14 protein-coding genes are annotated in these 17,183 nt (G+C 73.4%); 3 read left to right on the top strand and 11 right to left on the bottom strand.

The genetic code is table 11. The features are described from left to right. Positions 1 to 23 precede the first annotated feature (23 nt). The 3 genes from Q1K33_RS03480 to Q1K33_RS03470 are packed head-to-tail and all read left to right on the top strand — an operon-like array spanning position 24 to position 5,226. Positions 24 to 1,490, top strand: coding sequence for an iron ABC transporter permease (locus tag Q1K33_RS03480; protein WP_300400621.1), 1,467 nt, complete (start codon positions 24 to 26; stop codon positions 1,488 to 1,490). Further along, positions 1,487 to 2,608, top strand: a complete 1,122-nt coding sequence (locus Q1K33_RS03475) for an ABC transporter ATP-binding protein (RefSeq protein ID WP_300400619.1) — start codon at positions 1,487 to 1,489, stop codon at positions 2,606 to 2,608. The genes Q1K33_RS03480 and Q1K33_RS03475 overlap by 4 nt, the downstream gene beginning before the upstream one ends. After that, positions 2,605 to 5,226, top strand: a complete 2,622-nt coding sequence (locus Q1K33_RS03470; RefSeq protein WP_300400618.1) for an AMP-binding protein — start codon at positions 2,605 to 2,607, stop codon at positions 5,224 to 5,226. The genes Q1K33_RS03475 and Q1K33_RS03470 overlap by 4 nt, the downstream gene beginning before the upstream one ends. On the opposite strand, the gene Q1K33_RS03465 is transcribed toward Q1K33_RS03470, so the two are convergent. The 11 genes from Q1K33_RS03465 to Q1K33_RS03415 all read right to left on the bottom strand — a co-directional run bounded on the left by Q1K33_RS03465 (position 5,144) and on the right by Q1K33_RS03415 (position 17,133). Beyond that, entirely contained in the window at positions 5,144 to 5,425 is a 282-nt protein-coding gene (locus Q1K33_RS03465) for a LuxR C-terminal-related transcriptional regulator (RefSeq protein WP_300400660.1), read from the bottom strand. The genes Q1K33_RS03470 and Q1K33_RS03465 overlap by 83 nt on opposite strands. 62 nt (positions 5,426 to 5,487) lie before the next feature. Next, positions 5,488 to 6,291 carry a sulfotransferase family protein gene (locus Q1K33_RS03460; RefSeq protein WP_300400617.1) on the bottom strand — a complete coding sequence of 268 codons (804 nt, stop codon included), beginning with the start codon at positions 6,289 to 6,291 and terminating at the stop codon, positions 5,488 to 5,490. A gap of 30 nt (positions 6,292 to 6,321) precedes the next feature. Beyond that, positions 6,322 to 8,160, bottom strand: a complete 1,839-nt coding sequence (locus Q1K33_RS03455; RefSeq protein WP_300400616.1) for a phosphoenolpyruvate carboxykinase (GTP) — start codon at positions 8,158 to 8,160, stop codon at positions 6,322 to 6,324. Positions 8,161 to 8,224: 64 nt separating this feature from the next. After that, positions 8,225 to 9,484, bottom strand: coding sequence for an enterochelin esterase domain-containing protein (locus Q1K33_RS03450; protein ID WP_300400614.1), 1,260 nt, complete (start codon positions 9,482 to 9,484; stop codon positions 8,225 to 8,227). Further along, positions 9,481 to 10,263 carry an ABC transporter ATP-binding protein gene (locus Q1K33_RS03445; RefSeq protein ID WP_300400613.1) on the bottom strand — a complete coding sequence of 261 codons (783 nt, stop codon included), beginning with the start codon at positions 10,261 to 10,263 and terminating at the stop codon, positions 9,481 to 9,483. The genes Q1K33_RS03450 and Q1K33_RS03445 overlap by 4 nt, the downstream gene beginning before the upstream one ends. Then, positions 10,260 to 11,336 carry an iron chelate uptake ABC transporter family permease subunit gene (locus tag Q1K33_RS03440; protein ID WP_300400611.1) on the bottom strand — a complete coding sequence of 359 codons (1,077 nt, stop codon included), beginning with the start codon at positions 11,334 to 11,336 and terminating at the stop codon, positions 10,260 to 10,262. The genes Q1K33_RS03445 and Q1K33_RS03440 overlap by 4 nt, the downstream gene beginning before the upstream one ends. Then, positions 11,333 to 12,334, bottom strand: coding sequence for an iron ABC transporter permease (locus tag Q1K33_RS03435; RefSeq protein WP_300400610.1), 1,002 nt, complete (start codon positions 12,332 to 12,334; stop codon positions 11,333 to 11,335). The genes Q1K33_RS03440 and Q1K33_RS03435 overlap by 4 nt, the downstream gene beginning before the upstream one ends. After that, complete coding sequence (locus tag Q1K33_RS03430) at positions 12,327 to 13,301, bottom strand: hypothetical protein (protein WP_300400609.1); 975 nt, start codon at positions 13,299 to 13,301, stop codon at positions 12,327 to 12,329. Before Q1K33_RS03430 ends, Q1K33_RS03435 begins: the two co-directional genes overlap by 8 nt. After that, positions 13,298 to 15,247 (bottom strand): hypothetical protein, encoded by a 1,950-nt coding sequence (locus Q1K33_RS03425; RefSeq protein ID WP_300400608.1) that lies wholly within the window; start codon positions 15,245 to 15,247, stop codon positions 13,298 to 13,300. Before Q1K33_RS03425 ends, Q1K33_RS03430 begins: the two co-directional genes overlap by 4 nt. A gap of 47 nt (positions 15,248 to 15,294) precedes the next feature. Further along, positions 15,295 to 16,353, bottom strand: a complete 1,059-nt coding sequence (locus Q1K33_RS03420; RefSeq protein ID WP_300400607.1) for an iron-siderophore ABC transporter substrate-binding protein — start codon at positions 16,351 to 16,353, stop codon at positions 15,295 to 15,297. 90 nt (positions 16,354 to 16,443) lie between these two features. Then, a complete protein-coding gene (locus Q1K33_RS03415) occupies positions 16,444 to 17,133 on the bottom strand; it encodes an FCD domain-containing protein (protein ID WP_300400606.1) in 690 nt (229 codons plus the stop codon). Positions 17,134 to 17,183: the final 50 nt, after the last annotated feature.

The following is a 17,183-nucleotide window of genomic DNA, read 5'->3' as shown; positions in this document are numbered from 1 at the left end:
GCGCAGCGGTCGCAGCGCTGACCGTGCTCCCGCTGGTCTACGTCGTCGTCACGAGCGTGTCGTACGGCGGCAGGGAGGCCGCCGACTTCCTCTTCCGCGACCGGATCGGCGAGCTGCTGTGGAACACCACCCGACTCCTGCTCGGTGGGGTCGCCCTCAGCGTCGTCCTCGGCGTCGGCGCCGCCTGGCTGGTCGAGCGCACCGACCTGCGAGCCCGCGGGTGGTGGCACGGGCTGATGTGCGCCCCGCTGGCCGTGCCGGCCTTCGTCAACGGCTACGGGTGGGTCTCCACGACGTACGCCGTGCAGAGCTTCGCCGGGGCAGTCCTGATCGTCAGCCTGTCCTACTACCCGCTGGTCTACCTGCCCACCGTGGCCGCGCTGCGCCGGCTCGACCCCGGCCTGGAGGAGGTCAGTGCGTCGCTCGGGCACAGTGCCGGTGCGACCTTCGCCCGCGTCGTCCTGCCCGCGATCAGCCCCGCCGTGCTCGGCGGAGCGCTGCTGGTCGGGCTGCACCTGCTGGCCGAGTACGGCGCCCTGCAGCTGCTCAACTACCCGACGCTGACGACCGCGATCCTGCAGCAGTACGGCACCTCCTTCACCGGCTCGGCGGCGACCCTGCTGGCGCTCGTGCTCGTCACCTTCTGCCTGCTGCTGCTCGGCGTCGAGCTGCTCGCCCGTGGACGGCGGCGCCACTCCAAGGTCGGCGCGGGTGCTGCCCGCCGCCCGTCCCGCGTCCGCCTGGGTCGCCGCGCTCCGCTGGCCTACGGCGGTCTGGGCGTCCTCGTGCTGCTCGCCCTCGGGGTCCCGCTGCTCAGCCTCGCCCGCTGGCTCGTCCGCGGGACGTCGACGACCTTCGACGCCGGTCAGCTCGTCACCGCCGCCACCACCACCGTCGGGCTCTCCGTCGTCGCCGGACTGGTCGCCTGCCTGGCCGCCCTGCCGGTCGCCTGGCTCTCGGTGCGCCACCGCAGCGCGGTCACGACCTTGGTGGAGCGCAGCACCTACACGGCCAGTGCGATGCCGGGCATCGTCGTGGGCCTGGCCCTGGTGACGATCTCCATCCGCGTCGTGCCCGGGCTCTACCAGACGTTGCCCGTGCTGGTCGCCGGCTACGTCATCCTCTTCCTGCCCCGCGCCGTGGTCAGCGTCCGCTCCTCGCTGGAGCTGGCACCCCCGTCCCTGGAGGACGTCGCCCGCTCACTCGGCTGCACCGGGTCCGAGGCTGCTCGACGCGTCACGCTGCCCCTCATCGCCCCGGGCCTCGCGGCCGCCGTCGCGCTGGTCTCGCTCGCCGTGTCGACCGAGCTGACCGCGACGCTCCTGCTCGCCCCGATCGGGGTCTCGACCCTGTCGGTGGAGTTCTGGTCCGACGCCTCGTCGGTCGCCTACGGCTCCGCGGCGCCGTACGCCCTGGCCCTGATCCTGCTCTCGGTCCCGGCCACGTGGTTGCTCGGTCGGGTCAGCACGTCAGGCGGTGACGGCTCGTGAGCGCCCTCGACGTCCTCGGTCTGCGCGTCTCCTTCGGCGACCACCAGGTGCTCCAGGGGGTCGACCTGCGCGTGGAGGACGGCGTCACCGCGGTCCTCGGCTCGTCGGGTTGCGGCAAGTCGACCCTGCTGCGCACGATCGCCGGCTTCATCGAGCCCTCCGGAGGCGAAGTGCGTCTGGGAGGGCGCACGGTGACCGGTGGCGGCGCCCGCTCGGTCCCACCACGGCACCGGAGCATCGGCTACGTGCCCCAGGAGGGCGCGCTGTTCCCGCACCTCGACGTCGCCGCCAACATCGCCTTCGGCCTCTCCCGAGCGGTCCGCGCGCAGCGCTCGGGGCGCCGTGGGAGGCAGGCGCACGACCGGGTGGCGGCCATGCTCGACCTGGTCGAGCTGCCCCACCACCTCGCCACGCGCCAGCCCCACGAGCTGTCCGGCGGTCAGCAGCAGCGCGTGGCGGTGGCGCGGGCGCTGGCTCCGGGGCCCGACCTGGTCCTGCTCGACGAGCCCTTCTCCTCCCTGGACGCGGGACTGCGGGAGGAGACCGGTCGTGCTGTGGTCCGCGCCCTGCGCGCCGCGGGGGCGGCAGCCCTGCTGGTCACCCACGACCAGGGCGAGGCGCTCTCCCTGGCCGACCAGGTCGCGGTGATGGCGCAGGGCCGCTTCCTGCAGGTCGACACCCCGCTCGGGGTCTACCTCGAGCCTGCGGATGCCGCGGTGGCGACGTTCCTCGGGCACGCCGCCGTGGTGCCGGGGACGACCAACGGCGGCGGCACCGCCTCCTGCCTGGTGGGACCGCTGCCGCTCAAGGGCGAGCACCCCGCCGGGCCGGTCCTTCTCGCGATCCGTCCCGAGCAGGTCGAGGTCACCCGCGCCGAGCAGCCGGGCGGCGCCAGGGACGGTGAGAGGGACGGCCAGACCCCGCCCGCGGGCGTGCTGGCCACCGTGATCGACGCCAGCTTCTTCGGTCACGACGCCACCGTGCGGGTCCAGGTCGACGGCCACCCCGAGATCCTCACCGCCCGCACGCCGGCCGACTCGGTCCCGCAGACCGGTGACCGGGTCCTGGTCCAGGTGACCGGCGAGGTCCTCGGCTTTCCGGGACAGGTGGCGCCGTGAGCACCCACGCCGTACCTCCGAGCACGCGCGGCGTCGACAGCCGCGCTCCCGCCCGGCTCGACCACTTCCTCCTGCTCGGTCTCGACACGGATGTCGCCCTCGTCGAGGGCACGACCTCCATGACGTACGGCGCCCTGCGCGCCGCCGTGGAGGCACGCGCCGCACAGCTGTCCGGCGACGACCAACCGGGTCCGCTGCTGCTGGAGATGGCCTCGGACCTCCGCAGCGTGGTGACCTACCTCGCCGCGCTGGCCCTGCACCGCCCCGTGCTGCTGGTCGAGCCGGGCGAGAGCGCGGCCGGGCGACGCGCTGAGGTCGCCCGGCGCTACACCGGCCGGTCCGCCGCCCACCCCGACCTGGCCCTGCTGCTGTCGACGTCGGGCTCCACCGGCTCTCCGAAGCTCGTGCGCCTCTCGCGCGACAACGTCCTGAGCAACGCGGCGTCCATCGCGGACTATCTCGACCTGCGCCCCACCGACCGCGGCGTCACCACGCTTCCCCTGCACTACTGCTACGGCCTGTCGGTCCTGCACAGCCATCTCGTGGCCGGGGCCGCGATCGTGCTGACCGACCTCTCGGTCGCCGACGAGTGCTTCTGGGACCTGGTCGCCGACACCGGCGTCACCGGCCTCGCCGGGGTTCCCTACACCTACGAGCTGCTCGAGGCGAGCGGCTTCTCCGACCGCGACCTCCCCGCCCTGCGCTACCTGACACAGGCCGGCGGCCGGATGGACCCGGCCCGCGTCCGCAGCGTCGCCGAGCTGGGTCAGCGTCACGGCTTCGACCTCTTCGTGATGTACGGCCAGACCGAGGCCACCGCGCGGATGGCCTACCTGCCGCCCTCGCTGGCCGCGACCCGCCCGGAGGCCGTCGGGGTCGCCGTACCGGGCGGCAGCCTGCGCATCGACGACCCGGACGGCGACGGGGTGGGCGAGCTCGTCTACACCGGTCCCAACGTGATGATGGGGTACGCCGTCTCCCGTGACGACCTGGCCCGCGGCGCCGAGCTCACCGAGCTGCACACGGGCGACCTGGCGCGGATCGCACCCGACGGCCTGGTCGAGGTCGTCGGGCGCAGCGACCGGATGTCCAAGGTGTTCGGCCTGCGCCTCGACCTCGACCGGCTCGAGCAGGAGCTGGTCTCGCTCGACCCTGCGCTGCGGCTCGTCGCGCGCGGCGACGTCCTGCACGTCTTCCACACCCGTCACCGGGTGGGCGAGCGCGCGCGACGGGAGCTGCGGCGCCTGACCGGCCTGTCCGCGAGCTGCGTGCGCTCGCACCAGCTGGAGCGGCTGCCGCGCACCGCAGCGGGCAAGGTCGACGACGCCGCCCTGCGCCGTCACCTCGAGGAAGCCGCGGCGCTCGCCGACGTCGCGACGAGGTCCCCGGCGGAGCCACCCACGCCCGAGAGCCTGCGTCGGCTGTACGCGACCCTGCTGGGTCGACCGGACGCCGGGCTCGAGGACAGCTTCGTCACCCTGGGCGGCGACTCGCTGTGCTTCGTGGAGCTCTCCACCCGGCTCGGCTCGGTCCTCGGCCGGCTGCCGCGCGACTGGCCGACGATGTCGGTCACCGAGCTCGCCGGCGCAAGCCGGAGCTCACGGTGGTCGCACCGCTGGTCGGCTCCGCTCGAGGTCGGCGTGGTCCTGCGATCCCTGGCGATCCTCATCGTCGTCATCACCCACGTCGACCTGATCCTGATCCCCGGCGGCGCCCACCTCCTCCTGGCGGTCGCCGGCTACCACCTCGCCCGCTTCACCCTCCCCACACCGGGTCGCGGCGCACGCACGCGCCGGATCCTCACGGCCGTCGCCGCCGTGGCGGTGCCGGCCTCGCTGTGGATCGCCGCCTGCGCCCTGATCACGGGGGACTACCGGTGGACCACGGCGCTCTACCTCAACGGCGCGCGCAGCCACCGCGCCGAGGGCGGCCTGCGCTGGACGCTCGACTGGCAGTTCTGGTTCCTCGAGGCGATCGTGTGGGGCTTCCTCGCGATCGCCGCGCTGCTCGCCGTACCCGCCGTCGACCGGTGGTACCGATCCTCCCCCTTCACGCTGGCGGCCGTCGTGGTCGCGGCCACCACGGCGCTGCGCTACGTCAGCGTCGGAGTCGAGGGCGAGGGCGTCGAGCGCTACGCGGTGCCCTCGGTGCTCTTCGTCCTGGCGCTCGGCTGGGCGGCCGCCGAGGCCCGTACGACGTGGCAACGGCTCGCGGTGCTCGCCGCGTCGTACGCCGGGCTGTACGGCTACTTCGGGGACCGGCAGCGTGAGCTCATCGTCGTCGGCTCCGTGGTGCTGCTGCTGTGGCTGCGACCGGTCCGCCTACCGGTGGTGCTGGCCACGCCCGTCCAGACCGTGGCGACAGCCTCGTTGTGGATCTACCTCACGCACTGGCAGGTCTACCCGGAGCTCGAGGCCGCCGGGCTGCCCCTGCTCGCCATCGGGGCGTCGCTGATCGTCGGCGTGCTCGCGCACGCGGCCTACCAGCGAGGGTTGCCGGTGGTGCGCGCTCGCGTCGCCCAGACGCTGGGGTCGCTCAGAGGCTCGGGTCGCTCTCGCGAGGAGCCCCCACGAGCCCGTGGCGGGCACCCCACCGCACGGCGTCGACCCGGCGCGTGATCCCGATCCGGCGGTAGGCGCTGCGGATGTGGGACTTGACGGTGTTGATCGACAGGTAGAGGTCCGCGGCGATCTCGAGATTGGCATCGCCGCGACAGATGCGGGTGATGATCTCCAGCTCTCGTGCGGACAGGTCTGCTGGTGTGACGCCCGGCTGCTCGGTGGATTCGGGCCTGGGGATTTCCATGGTGCGACGCATGCTCACGCTCACCCGCCCCTCCAGTCACATCGCTCACCCCTACAGATGAGGGGGGCCCGCCATCACCCCGGAGCGCCTGGCTCGACGGGGTAGCCGAGGACCTCGAAGTCGAGGCGGTAGAGGTCCTGCACCCGATCTCGCAGCTCGTCACTCACCTCGGGTGGCTCCGCGGCCGCGCGGTTGCGGCTCTCCCCCACGACCTCGGGGATCGACAGACGCCGACAGACCGCCGCGAAGTCCTCGGCGAACGTCTCCAGCCTGCCCACCTGGTCGACCTGGCCCAGGTCGATGGCCCGTGACTGCAGCACGAGGTGCTGGTCGACCGAGGCGACGTCACCGAGGTCCAGGGCACCCACCCACTCGGCGAACGCCTCGATGGTCCTCATCCGCTCCCACTGGTCGGTCTCGAAGCGGAAGTAGTTGCGCTCGAGCACCCGGTCCCGCCACGCCGAGACGAAGCGGTCGAGGGGGTGCCGCACGAAGCCGAACTTGAAGTACTCCTCGAACGCCTCGGTCGGGTAGCGCAGGCGCATGCCGTGGGCGACCTCGAGCTCGACCTGACTGGCCTCGAGGTGAGCCAGGATCGTGCGGGTGCAGACCTTCGCCACGCGGTACCAGACGAAGCGGTGCCCGTGACTGATCGTCAGGTTGTACGGGCGCGGCGAGAGGCGCCCGGAACGCTTGCTGATCCGGTTGAGCCGGCGCAGCGCCTTGCGGGCCGGCGGGACGAGGACCAGGCGCTCCTCGTCCCGGGTGCGCAGCACCTCGGGAGCGAACTCCAGGGGGCCGACCGTCGCGTCGCCGCTCACACCCCGGCCGCGCCTGCGTGCGGGACCGCTGCCCGGTCCTCGCTGCGGCGCACCCACGGCCGAACCCTACGTCCGGCCCCCAACGGGTCAGGCGTCGTCGAGCGCCTGGGCGACCCGGCGGTGGGCCTCCCAGATCGCCTCGGGCAGGCCCTCGAACTGCTTGAGGTGCTCCTCGCGGAAGCCCATCTCCTGGCGCCAGCGCTCGACGTCGATGCTCAGGATCCGCTCGAGGTCCTCGGCCGGGACGTCGAGCCCGTCGAGGTTGAGCTCCTCCTCGGTCGGGATGACGCCGACGGCGGTCTGCTGCCCGGTGACCTCGCCGGCCTTGTACTGCACGAGCCAGAGGAGGGGGCGCAGGTTCTCGCGGTAGCCGGGCCACAGGAAGTGGCCGTCCTCGCCCTTCTGGAACCAGTTGACGTGGGCGAAGATCGGCTGCTCGGTGGCCGAGCCGATGATCTTCAGCCAGTGGGCGGCGTAGTCGGCCTCGGCGTAGGCCATGAAGGGCCGCATCGACATCGGGTCGTAGCGCAGCTGGCCGTCGAGCCCGTCGGCGGCGAAGGTCGCCTCGGCACCGAGCGTCAGGCCGTCGTACACGCCCTCGGCGAGGTCGTCGATCGCGCGGACCAGCGGCTCGCGGTCGCGCGTGCGGCCACCGAAGATGATCGCGTCGACCGGGACGCCGGCCGGGTCCTCGAAGTCACCGGCGACGTTGGGCACGTTGGCCAGCGTCGTGGTGAAGCGGCTGTTGGGGTGGGCCCACGGGGAGTCGTCGCCGGCCTCGCGGTCGGAGATCTTCTCGCCCTTCCAGTCCTCCCAGCCGGTGACGTCGGCGGGGTGGTCCTTCGTCTTGCCCTCCCACCAGACCTCCTGGGTCGTGGGGTTGTAGGCGACGTTGGTGAAGATCGCACCACTGCCGGGCCTGATCGAGTCGAGCGCCGTGGGGTTGGTCAGCTCGTTGGTGTCCTTGGCGACCCCGAAGACGCCGTTCTCCGGGTTCATGGCGTAGACCTTGCCGTCCTCGCCGACCCACAGCCAGGCGATGTCGTCGCCGTAGAACTCGACGTAGTAACGATCGCCCATCGCGTCGGGCGCGAGCGTCATCGCGAGGTTGGTCTTGCCCGAGGCGCTCGGGAAGCCGCCACAGACGTGGTACTTCTTGCCGGTCTCCTTGTCGGTGATCCCCAGGAGCATGAACTGCTCGGCGAGGAACTTGCCCGACGCGCGGCCGTCGTAGCAGGCCTGGCGCAGACCGTGGGCAATCTTGCCCAGCAGCGCGTTGCCGCCGTACGACGAGCCGAAGTGCAGGATCGTGCGGTCGTCGGCCACCGTGACGAAGTAGCGCTGGTCGTCCGGGGTGCCCTGGCCGAGGTTGGGCAGGTCGCCGGTCACGTGGACCGCGCGGACGAACGAGTTGGGGTCGTCGAGGTTGTCGAGGTGGGCCACGCCCACCCGAGCCATCCGGATCATGTGCAGCACGACGGGGCGGTTGTCGGTCAGCTCGACCCCGGCGGCGAAGGGTTCCAGCGGGGAGCCGGGGGGCGCCATCAGGTAGGGCACGACGTACATCGTCTTGCCGGCGGACTGGCCACGCATCCGCTCCAGCTGGGCGGCGGTCATCTCCTCGGCGTCGCGCCAGTTGTTGTAGACGCCCTTGTCCTCCGGCTTGTGCGTCGCGACGATCGTGCGCTCCTCGGAGCGCGCGGTGTCCTTGACGTAGGAGCGCGAGTAGTAGAGGCCGTCACCGGCAGGCAGCAGCTCGCCCGCCTCGAGCGACTCGGCCACCAGGCGCGCGTCGTCGGAGGCGTTGACGACCTCGATGCTCGCGGGCTGGGTCACCCCCGCCCAGTAGGTGACGTACTCCCGGACCTTCGGGTTCTCCAGACCGGCTTCGTCGAGAACCTTGGCAACGTCTTGAGCATCCAGCATGTGAGGCACGCCTTTCGGGTCAGCTTGGGCGGCACGCTACCGACACGTCGGTGCCTACGCATGGTCAGGGGCGGTTTGAATCGTTACAGTCAGCCAAGGCCCAGCGCAGTCCCTCGGCGAGGGTCCCCCGCCACCAGGCGTAGTCGTGGCCGCCGTTGACGACGGTCTCCTCGACGGTGACGCCGGCTGTCCGCAGCCGCTGCGCCAGGTCGAGGTGTCCGGGGGCCAGCACCCACTCCTGGCTGCCGTGGGCCAGGTGCACCCGCAGCGGCCCTCCCGAGAGCGCAGGCGCCGCGGTCGCCAGGGCGACCTCCTCGCTGAGGTCGCTCTGCCACACGCTGGCCGACTGGGTGACGACCGTGGAGAACTCCTCCGGGTGGAGCAGCCCGGCTCGCAGCGCGGTCAGCCCCCCGAGGCTCTGGCCGACGATCACCGCGCCGCCGCGCCGTACCCCGCCGCGAGCCTCGGCCCAGGGCAGCAGCGTCGACACGAGGTGATCGACGGCTCCACCGGTCGAGCCCATCTCGGCCCAGCGCGAGTCCCGCCCTCCCGAGGACGGCAGGACCACCCGCACCGGCGGGATCGCCGCGTCGGCCAGAAGGTTGTCCATCGTGGTGGGCAGCGACTGGCTCGAGGTCCAGACCTCTCCGTCGAGGGCGACCACGAGAGGCAGCTCGGCATCCTCGGCGACGCCCGGGGGGTCCCACCACCACACGACGCGCCCACCATCGAGTCCCTCGTCCAGGACGTGCTCGGTCACTGTCCCACGGGCCACGGTGGGGCGGTGTTCCAGCCAGGGCTGCGGGTCGGCCGCCGGCAACGCGACGACGGACTGCGAGATCCCGGCGCGGTTGCGACAGCGGGCGGGGTTGCGCGGATCCGGCAGCCCCCGGTCCAGCACGGCACGGATGGCGACGTGGCCGTCGACCAGCCAAGGCGCCTCCTCGCCGGGATCGCGGACGAGGAAGCAGTACGACGCGCGCCAGTCGGCCTCCATCAGGAAGGAGGCGTGCCACAGGTCGCTGCCGGGGAGTCGCTCCAGCACGGTGTCGGCGAGCGAGGTCTCGTCGGTCAGGCGGTTGGCGAAGAGCAGCACCTCGGCCGCGTCGTCGCTGCGCCAGCAGAAGGTCACCACCACCTGACCCGCGCCACCGGCCGACTCCAGCGCCGGCTCCACGACCGGCTGGCGGGCACCGACACCGTCCCAGAAGGACGTGACGTCCGCGGCCGCGAGCCCGTCCAGCAGCGCGCTGCGCACCCGCGGCACCGGTGTCGGGCGCGGGGTCTTGGGCGGGGTGTTCGACGGCGTCCCGGGGGCGGTCATCGGGCTCGCTCCGGGACCACGATCGGCGTCCCGGTGACCGGGTCGTCGATGATCCGGCAGCGCACGCCGTACACCTCCTCGACGAGGCCGGCCGTGACCACCTCGCCCGGTGCTCCGGTCGCGACGATCCGGCCCTGTGACATCACCACGAGGTGGTCGGCGTAGCGGAACGCGAGGCTGAGCTCGTGCAGCACCGCCACCACCGTGCGACCACCCCCGACCAGCCTGCGGGTCAGGTCGAGGACGTCGAGCTGGTGGGCGAGGTCGAGGTACGTCGTGGGCTCGTCGAGCAGGAGCAGCGGCGTCGCCTGGGCCAGCGCCATCGCGAGCCAGACCCGTTGCCGCTGGCCGCCGGAGAGCTCGTCGAGGTCGCGCTCGGCGAGATCGGTGACCCCGGCGACCTCCAACGCCTCCACGACGGCCTCCTCGTCCGCGCGCGACCACTGCCGCAGCAGTCCCTGGTGCGGGAACCTCCCACGGGCGACCAGGTCGCCGACGTTCATGCCGTGGGGCGCTGTGGGCGACTGCGGGAGCAGTCCGAGGGTGCGCGCGAGCTCCTTGGAGCCGTACGCCGACACCTCGCGGCCGTCGATGAGGACCGACCCGGCCGTCGGCTCGAGGAGCCGGGCCAAGGAGCGCAGCAGCGTCGATTTGCCGCACGCGTTGGGTCCGACGATCACGGTCAGCTCCCCGTCGGGGATCACGACGTCGAGGTCGGCGATCACCGTGCGCTCGCGGTAGCCGCTGGTCAGGCCTGCCGTGGCGATGCGTCCGGTCATCGGGACCTCCTGGTCTCGGTCGCCACGAGGGCGATCAGGTAGATGCCGCCGAGCGCGCCGGTGACGACGCCGACGGCGAGCTGGGTCGGCGCGAACAGGTGCTGGGCCAGCAGGTCGCTGCCCAGGACGACGGCGGCACCCACCACGGCGGGTCCGGCGATGCCGGACGTGGCCGTCCCGGCCAGACGGCGCGAGATCTGCGGGGCGGCGAGGGCGACGAACGCGATCGGCCCGGTCGCCGCGGTCGCCACGGAGACGAGGCCGACCCCCACCAGCGCCGCGGCTGCGCGCACCCGGGTGACCGGGACGCCGCACGCGTGGGCGGTGTCGTCGCCGAGGGCGAGCATCGCCACCGAGCGACCGAGCAGGACGGCGGGCACGAGGAGCACCGCGACGGCGAGCAGGGTCACCGTCGCGCGCGGCCACAGCACCGCGTTGAGGGAGCCGGCCAGCCACTGGGCCGCCGTCTGCGCCGCGACCAGTGAGGCGCGGGTCAGCAGCAGGGTGTTGAGCGCTGCCAGGGTCGCGCCGACGCCGAGACCGACGAGCACCAGTCGGAGCCCCGTCAGCCCGGTCGACCGCACCAGCAGGCCGACCGCGGCGGCCGTGGCGAGACCGCCGATCACGGCGCCGATCGCGACGGCCGCGGTGTCGCCGCCGAGCACGATGATCGTGACCAGCGCACCGGTGGCGGCACCCGTCGTGAAGCCGATGATGTCCGGGCTGCCCAGGGGGTTGCCCGTGATGTTCTGGAAGAGCGACCCGGCCACGCCGAGCGCCGCCCCCACGACGATCGCGGTGACGACACGTGGGAGCCGGACCTCGGTGACGAAGTACGCCGTCAGCCGGTCGTCGGAGCGCCCGCCCAGAGCGCCCAGCACCTCGCCGAGACTCAGGCCGAGCTCGCCGAGGACGAGGCCGACCAGCGCCAGCAGCAGACTCGCGGCCCCCGCGGCGAGCAGGACCAGGGCGGGTCGCACGCCGAACCGCACCGACCACGCGCCGCGGCGGCCGACGACGTACCGCTCCCCCGGGCGCTGCCGAGGCCGCTCGTCCGGCTGGTGGAGGGTCACAGCGCCGGCACCCGTCGCCGTCGCGCCACCAGCACGAACACCGGTCCACCGACCAGCGCGGCAACGATCCCGGCCGCGACCTCCTCGGGCGCGAGCACGCGCGCCAGCACGTCGGCGGTCAGCAGCCAGAGCGCACCGAGCGCCAGGGAGCAGGCACTGATCCAGCGCAGGTCGTGGCCCATCAACGCCCGGGCGACCATCGGCACGGCCAGCCCCACGAACGCGATCGGCCCGACGGCGGCGGTGGCCGCACCGCACAGGGCGGTCACCGCCAGGAGCGCGAGGGTCCGCACCCGCGAGACCTTCACACCGAGACCGCGGGCGGTGTCCTCGCCCAGCATCAGCACGCCCAGCGCCCCGGTGATCGACAGCGCGAGCACCAGGCCGACACCCAGGAACGGCGCCACGGCGCCGAGCTCCGACCAGCCCCGGCCCTGCAGGGAGCCCGCGACCCAGAACCGGAACTCGTTGAACGCCTCCTGGTCGGCGAGCACCACCGCCGACGTGAGGGACGCGAGGGCGGCACTCACCGCGACGCCCGCCAGCGCCAGGCGCACCGGGCTCGAGTCGGGTCGCCCGACACCGGCCACGGCGTAGACGGTCGCGGCAGCGGCGCCGGCGCCGGCGAGGGCGAACCACACGTAGGCGCCGATGTCGGTCACCCCGCTCACGGCGACGAAGGCGACGACGACGAGGGCGGCACCGGCGTTGACGCCGAGGATCCCGGGATCGGCCAGCGGGTTGCGGGTGAGCGCCTGCATCACCGCTCCTGCCAGGCCCAGCGCGGCTCCGACCACGAGCCCGAGCACGGTGCGAGGCAGCCGCTGACCTCGCACGACCGCCGACTCCAGCGACCCGTCGGGATGCCACAGCAGCTCCCAGACCCGGTCCGGAGCCAGACCACGTGAGCCCACCAGGAGGCTCGCCGCGACGCCGGCGAGGAGCAGCACGATCACCAGGCCGAGCAGGAGCGAGCGGCGCGAACGCCGCTCAACCACGGACCCGACGACCCCGCACGACGACGAGCACCGCGAGGCCGAGCAGTGCCACGAGGCCGATGAGACCGACGTACGGGAAGCCGCCGGTCTCGGTGACGCTGGCCGCGACCGGCGCCGTGGCGGGGGCCGCGGCCTGCGCCTGCGGTGGCGGGGCGGCCACGACGAGCTGGTCGGTCGACGCGGCGCCCTCCTCCGCCGCCGCACCCGGCGGGGGTACGGCGGTCAGCACCGCTCCGGGCTCCGGCGCCGTGGCCCCGGTGGAGCCCGCCGTAGCACTGTCGGTCGTGCCGGCCTCGGCGTCGGTCGGGTAGGCCGGGGCGCCGGTCGTGGGATCCGTGGTGCCGGCGGACCCGCTCGAGTCGGTAGTCGACGGTGTGCCGTCCGTGTCCTCGTCGGTGCCACCCGAGGAGGCGGGGGCGGACGGCTCCACGACGGTGAAGTCGGAGCTGCCGCGTGCAGTGTAGCCCTTGACGCCGAGGTAGGCGCCGTCGGCGTCGGTGACCTCCTCGCTCGCCAGGAAGCGCAACCAGTGGCTGCCGAGGGCCAGGTCGGCTGGGAGCACCAGGGAGCCGGTCACGGTCCCGGACGCCGGGATCCGCTGCTGGGCGACGACGCAGGCACCGTGAACGCCCGACTGACTGCAGAAGTCGCCGTCGTCGACCTTGATGTTGACGATCTCGCCGGCGGGGAACCCGCTGACCCGATAGCTGATGGTCCCCCCCGGCTCCAGCGTGCGGGGACTGACCGAGGCACTCGTGCCCGGGGTGTCGGGGTCGGCGCCGCCGGACGGCTTGGCTGCCAGCGGGGCCCGACCGGACGCGTCGGCGTACGCCGCTGTGCCTGTCGGTCCCACCAGCGCGCCCGTCACGACCAGGGCACACCCGATGAGCAGGGCCACCAGGTGGCTGCGACGTCCGGGGCGGGATGCTCGGCAGTGCACGGGGTCGGCGGGGCTGACGGGGTTCACGGGGTCACCTTCCGGCGGGTGCTGAGCATCGAGGCGGAGGCCAGCACGAGGGACCCGGCCGCGAGCAGGAGCCCGTCGGTCGCCGTCAGCCAGGAGGGGCCCGACGAGGCGAGGGTGATCTCGACCGGTGCGGCGGCGGCCGGCGCTGCGGCCGGCGCCGGCGCGGCGATCGGTTGCGTCTGCTGCTCGGCCGCACCGGTCAGGGCGACCGCCGCCCAGCCGCGCAGCTCGCCGTCCGGGTCCTGGGCCGTCACGCCGACGTAGCCGGCCGGCCAGGCGCTGAGGTCGACCTCCACCGAGCGACGACGGTCGAGAGTCACCCAGCCTGCGGGCACCAGCACGTCAGGGGCGTAGACGGTGACGAAGAGCGTGGCGCCCGGCTCGGCGTCACGGACGGTGAGCCGCAGGACGCCGTCGGCGACCTCCCCTCGCACGGAGCCGTGATCGGCGGGGTCGAGGTCGGCGAACGACGCCACAGGGGGCTCGGGCGCGACCAGTCCGGCGCTCGTGGTCGCCGCGCCGGTGGTCCCGGTCGCGGCACCCGACGTGAGGTCGCTCGGCGAGCCCGCGCCCGAGGGCGTCCCCGAGGTCGACGGAGGGTCGATGCCCGACGAGTCGTCCGACTCGTCGTCGGGCACATCGGGCACATCGGGCTCATCGGTGGTCGGCGCCTGGCCGAAGCCGACGCCGTCCCAGCCCACGAGCGCGCCGACGTCGCCCTGGTCGCCGCTCTGCACGACGAGGCGTCCGCGACCGCTCAGGTCGGCGCCGCGCAACGAGAGATCGAGGCGTAGCTCGTCGTCGAGGCGGTGCCACCGGGGAGACACCTCGCGCGGTGAGCCGTCGGCGGCGTAGACGGTGGCGTAGACCCAGTCGCCCGCGGCCGACTGCGGCAGGTCGACGACCAGCCGGCGTCCGGTGCGCGTGGCTCGTACGTCGTGCTTCGTGCCCGCGCGCAGGCTGGCCGGGTTCAGCGGGTCGGGCGCGCCGTTGGGCCGGTACCGGCCGATGACGAACGGGTCGGACCGGACCGAGCGACCGGTGTCGCCCGCGACCAGGCTGCCGGTCAGGAAGCGCAGCGTGTGCTCACCGGTGGTCAGCGCCGGTGCCGAGGTAGCTGCCGTGCCGTCCGGCAGCGGGACCTCGACGTCGAAGGTGCCGTCCGTGGGGCTGGCGTCCACGATCGCCCAGATCGTCTGGTTGGCGTGCACCGCGGTGTCGAGGTGGCTGATCGCACCGTCGTCGATCTTGATCCCGATCCGGGAGCCGCCGTCAGTCGGGTGGCACCATCCGGTGCCGCTCACGCGCAGGGTGCCACCGAGGGTCGCTGTCGTGGTGGCGAGGTCGACCTGGGCCTGATCGGTGGTCGGCTCGCAGACGTCGCCTTCCGGGTCGGGATCCGGATCCGGCTCCGGCTCCGGCTCGGGGTCCGGGTCCGGGTCGGGGTCCGGGTCGGGGTCCGGGTCGTCTCCCCCGACGGTGAAGGCCGGTGAGATCACCGAGCGGATCACGTCTCCCGGCTTCAGGGAGCCGGTGAGGAGCTGGAGGGTGTGCGCCTCCTCGGTGAAGACCGGCGTGGAGGTCGCCTCCGTGCCGTCCGGCAGCTCGAGGGTGGTGGTGAAGGAGCCGTCGGCGTCGTCGGCGTCCACGATCGCCCAGATGCTCCGGTTGGCGTGCACGGTCGAGTCCGGGCGGCTGTAGGCGCCCTGGTCGATCTTGATCGCGATCCGCGAGCCGCCGTCCTCCGGGTGGCACCAGCCGCTCCCGGTGATCTCGATCGTGTCGCCGAGGGCCGGGGCCGGGGTCGCGATCCTCACCGCAGCAGCGCCATCCGCGACGCACGCGTCGGCGCCAGCCGCGGGCGACCCCAAGGCGACCCCGCCGAGCACCGAGCCCGCGACGAGGCCACCGGCCATCAGGGAACGGGCCATCAGGGGACCGGCCATCAGGGAACGACCCCGCGTCCCGGAGGCACGAGTGGACGACCGGATCCTCATGCGAGGGCCTCGAGGACGGAGTCGACGAGGCGGCTCATCAGGAGCGGCCCGCCGGTCGAGGTCCACAGGGAGCCGTCGACCGGGATGATGTGGTCGGCCCGGTAGGCCTCGAGGGAGGCGAATCCCGGCACCTGGACCGCGGTAGCCAGCGCCTGTTCGGCGGCGCCGACGTCGGAGGAGCCACCGGCATCGTTGTTGCCCACCGACGAGCCACCCAGGGTGCCGAAGAACATGTAGTCGGCGTCGATGTCGTCGAGGTTCTCCAACGCCACGGGCTCGCTGTGGCCGCGGCCGCGGCGATCCTGCGCAGCCGGTCGAGCGAGGCCGAGGTCGTTCAGCGCGGTCCCGGCGGGCAGCTCCTCGAGGACGAGGGCGGCAGAGCCACCCTGCCAGCGCACCACCGAGAACGTGTCCTCGGCATAGGCACCGAGCCGCTCGGTCGCCGCGGCGACCTGGGCGTCGTAGTCGGCTTGCACCTCCGCGCCCTCCTCGACCCTGTTGAGGGCGTCCGCGACGAGGTCGAGGTTGCTGCGCCAGTCGCCGCCGGCCAGCCCCGTGGACACGGTGGGGGCGATCTGGCCGAGCACCTCCATCGCCTCCGGGTTGTTGTTGATGCTCGTCCCGTCGACCAGGATCAGGTCCGGACGGACGTCGGCGATCGCCTCGTAGTCGGGCTGGGCGACGCCGCCCAGGATCGGGATGTCACCGGCGAGGTCGGCCAGGTAGTGCGGCACCGTGCTCTGCCCGCGCCCGGTGATCGTGCCGACCGGCGTCACCCCCAGGGCGAGGATCCCGTCGAGCGTGGGCTCGCTGAGGGCGACCACGCGCTGCGGGTCGGCCGGGACCTCGATGCTCGCGCCGTCGACGTCGCGCACGGTGCGGGTCTCCCCGGCGAGCGGCGCCGCGTCCGCGTCGCCGTCCGAGGCGCAGCCTGCGAGGAGCGTGCCTGCGAGGACGAGCGCCAGGAGGGCGGCGCGGCGACGCCCGAGGCCTCGGCGTACAGGAGTGCTGGCCAGGCGCGGCAGGTCGCGCGGGAAGGGATCAGGGGAGTACACGGCATCCGCCCGGGTTCAGAGGATCTCAGCGAGAAGGACAATAGGTGAGGCAAGCCTAACATCCATCTGACCTTTGCTCGCTCCGCGGACTCAGCCGTCGTCCACCGCGCCCTTCACCTCGCGCAGGTCGTGGTCGGCGTGCGCCGCCGCGACCGCCGCCGCGGCGCTGCCGTTGCCCACCGCGATGGCGGCCAGGAGCGCCTCGTGCTCGGCCCAGCGCACCTCCGCGACCTGACCACTGCACACCTGGTGCGCCGCGACTCCGGAGCGCAGCGCACTCATCAGGGCGGCATAGAGGTCCTCGAGGAGTCGGTTCTGCGCCATCGCGACCATCAGGGAGTGGAACTGTCCGGGAGCCGCACCCCGCTCGGTGCCGGCCGAGCCCTCCACGTCCGCGGCGTGCGCGGCCCGCAGCTGACGCAGCGCCTCGGCTGCGCCCGGATCGCGCCGCACGGCGGCCAGCTCGGCGGCCTGCACCTCCAACGCCTTCCGCACGGCGAGCAGATCGGCCCAGCTGTGCTGCCCGGCGAAGTCCGAGAGCACGCCGTAGACCGGGCTGAGGGAGCGGACGAACGTGCCCCGGCCCGGCGCCGGCTCGAGCATGCCCAGCCGGGCCAGGCTGCCCACGGCCTCGCGCACGGTGCTGCGCCCCACCCCCAGCTCGGCGGCGAGGTCGGCCTCGTTGGGGATCCGGCTGTTGACGGGCCAGCGACCGGAGGCGATCGCCTCCTGCAGGTGGCGCACCGCTTCGCGCACGCGCGCGCTGCCCAGCGCGACCATTCGTCACCGCCCTTCCGTCCAGAGGTCGATCTCGTCTCCGCGGAGCCTAG

Origin of the sequence: Nocardioides sp., from assembly GCF_029937575.1 — a bacterium.
In the GTDB taxonomy this organism is placed as follows: Bacteria; Actinomycetota; Actinomycetes; order Propionibacteriales; family Nocardioidaceae; genus Nocardioides.
Note: the sequence above shows the minus strand (reverse complement) of the source record. Positions and strands in the feature narration are given on the sequence as shown.

What these genes read in the sequence shown, in the direction of transcription:
- Q1K33_RS03465 (WP_300400660.1), bottom strand. Translation starts at nt 5,425, where the DNA reads ATGCGTCGCACCATGGAAATCCCCAGGCCCGAATCCACCGAGCAGCCG.
- Q1K33_RS03455 (WP_300400616.1), bottom strand. Translation starts at nt 8,160, where the DNA reads ATGCTGGATGCTCAAGACGTTGCCAAGGTTCTCGACGAAGCCGGTCTG.
- Q1K33_RS03450 (WP_300400614.1), bottom strand. Translation starts at nt 9,484, where the DNA reads ATGACCGCCCCCGGGACGCCGTCGAACACCCCGCCCAAGACCCCGCGC.
- Q1K33_RS03445 (WP_300400613.1), bottom strand. Translation starts at nt 10,263, where the DNA reads ATGACCGGACGCATCGCCACGGCAGGCCTGACCAGCGGCTACCGCGAG.
- Q1K33_RS03425 (WP_300400608.1), bottom strand. Translation starts at nt 15,247, where the DNA reads ATGGCCGGTCCCCTGATGGCCCGTTCCCTGATGGCCGGTGGCCTCGTC.
- Q1K33_RS03415 (WP_300400606.1), bottom strand. Translation starts at nt 17,133, where the DNA reads ATGGTCGCGCTGGGCAGCGCGCGCGTGCGCGAAGCGGTGCGCCACCTG.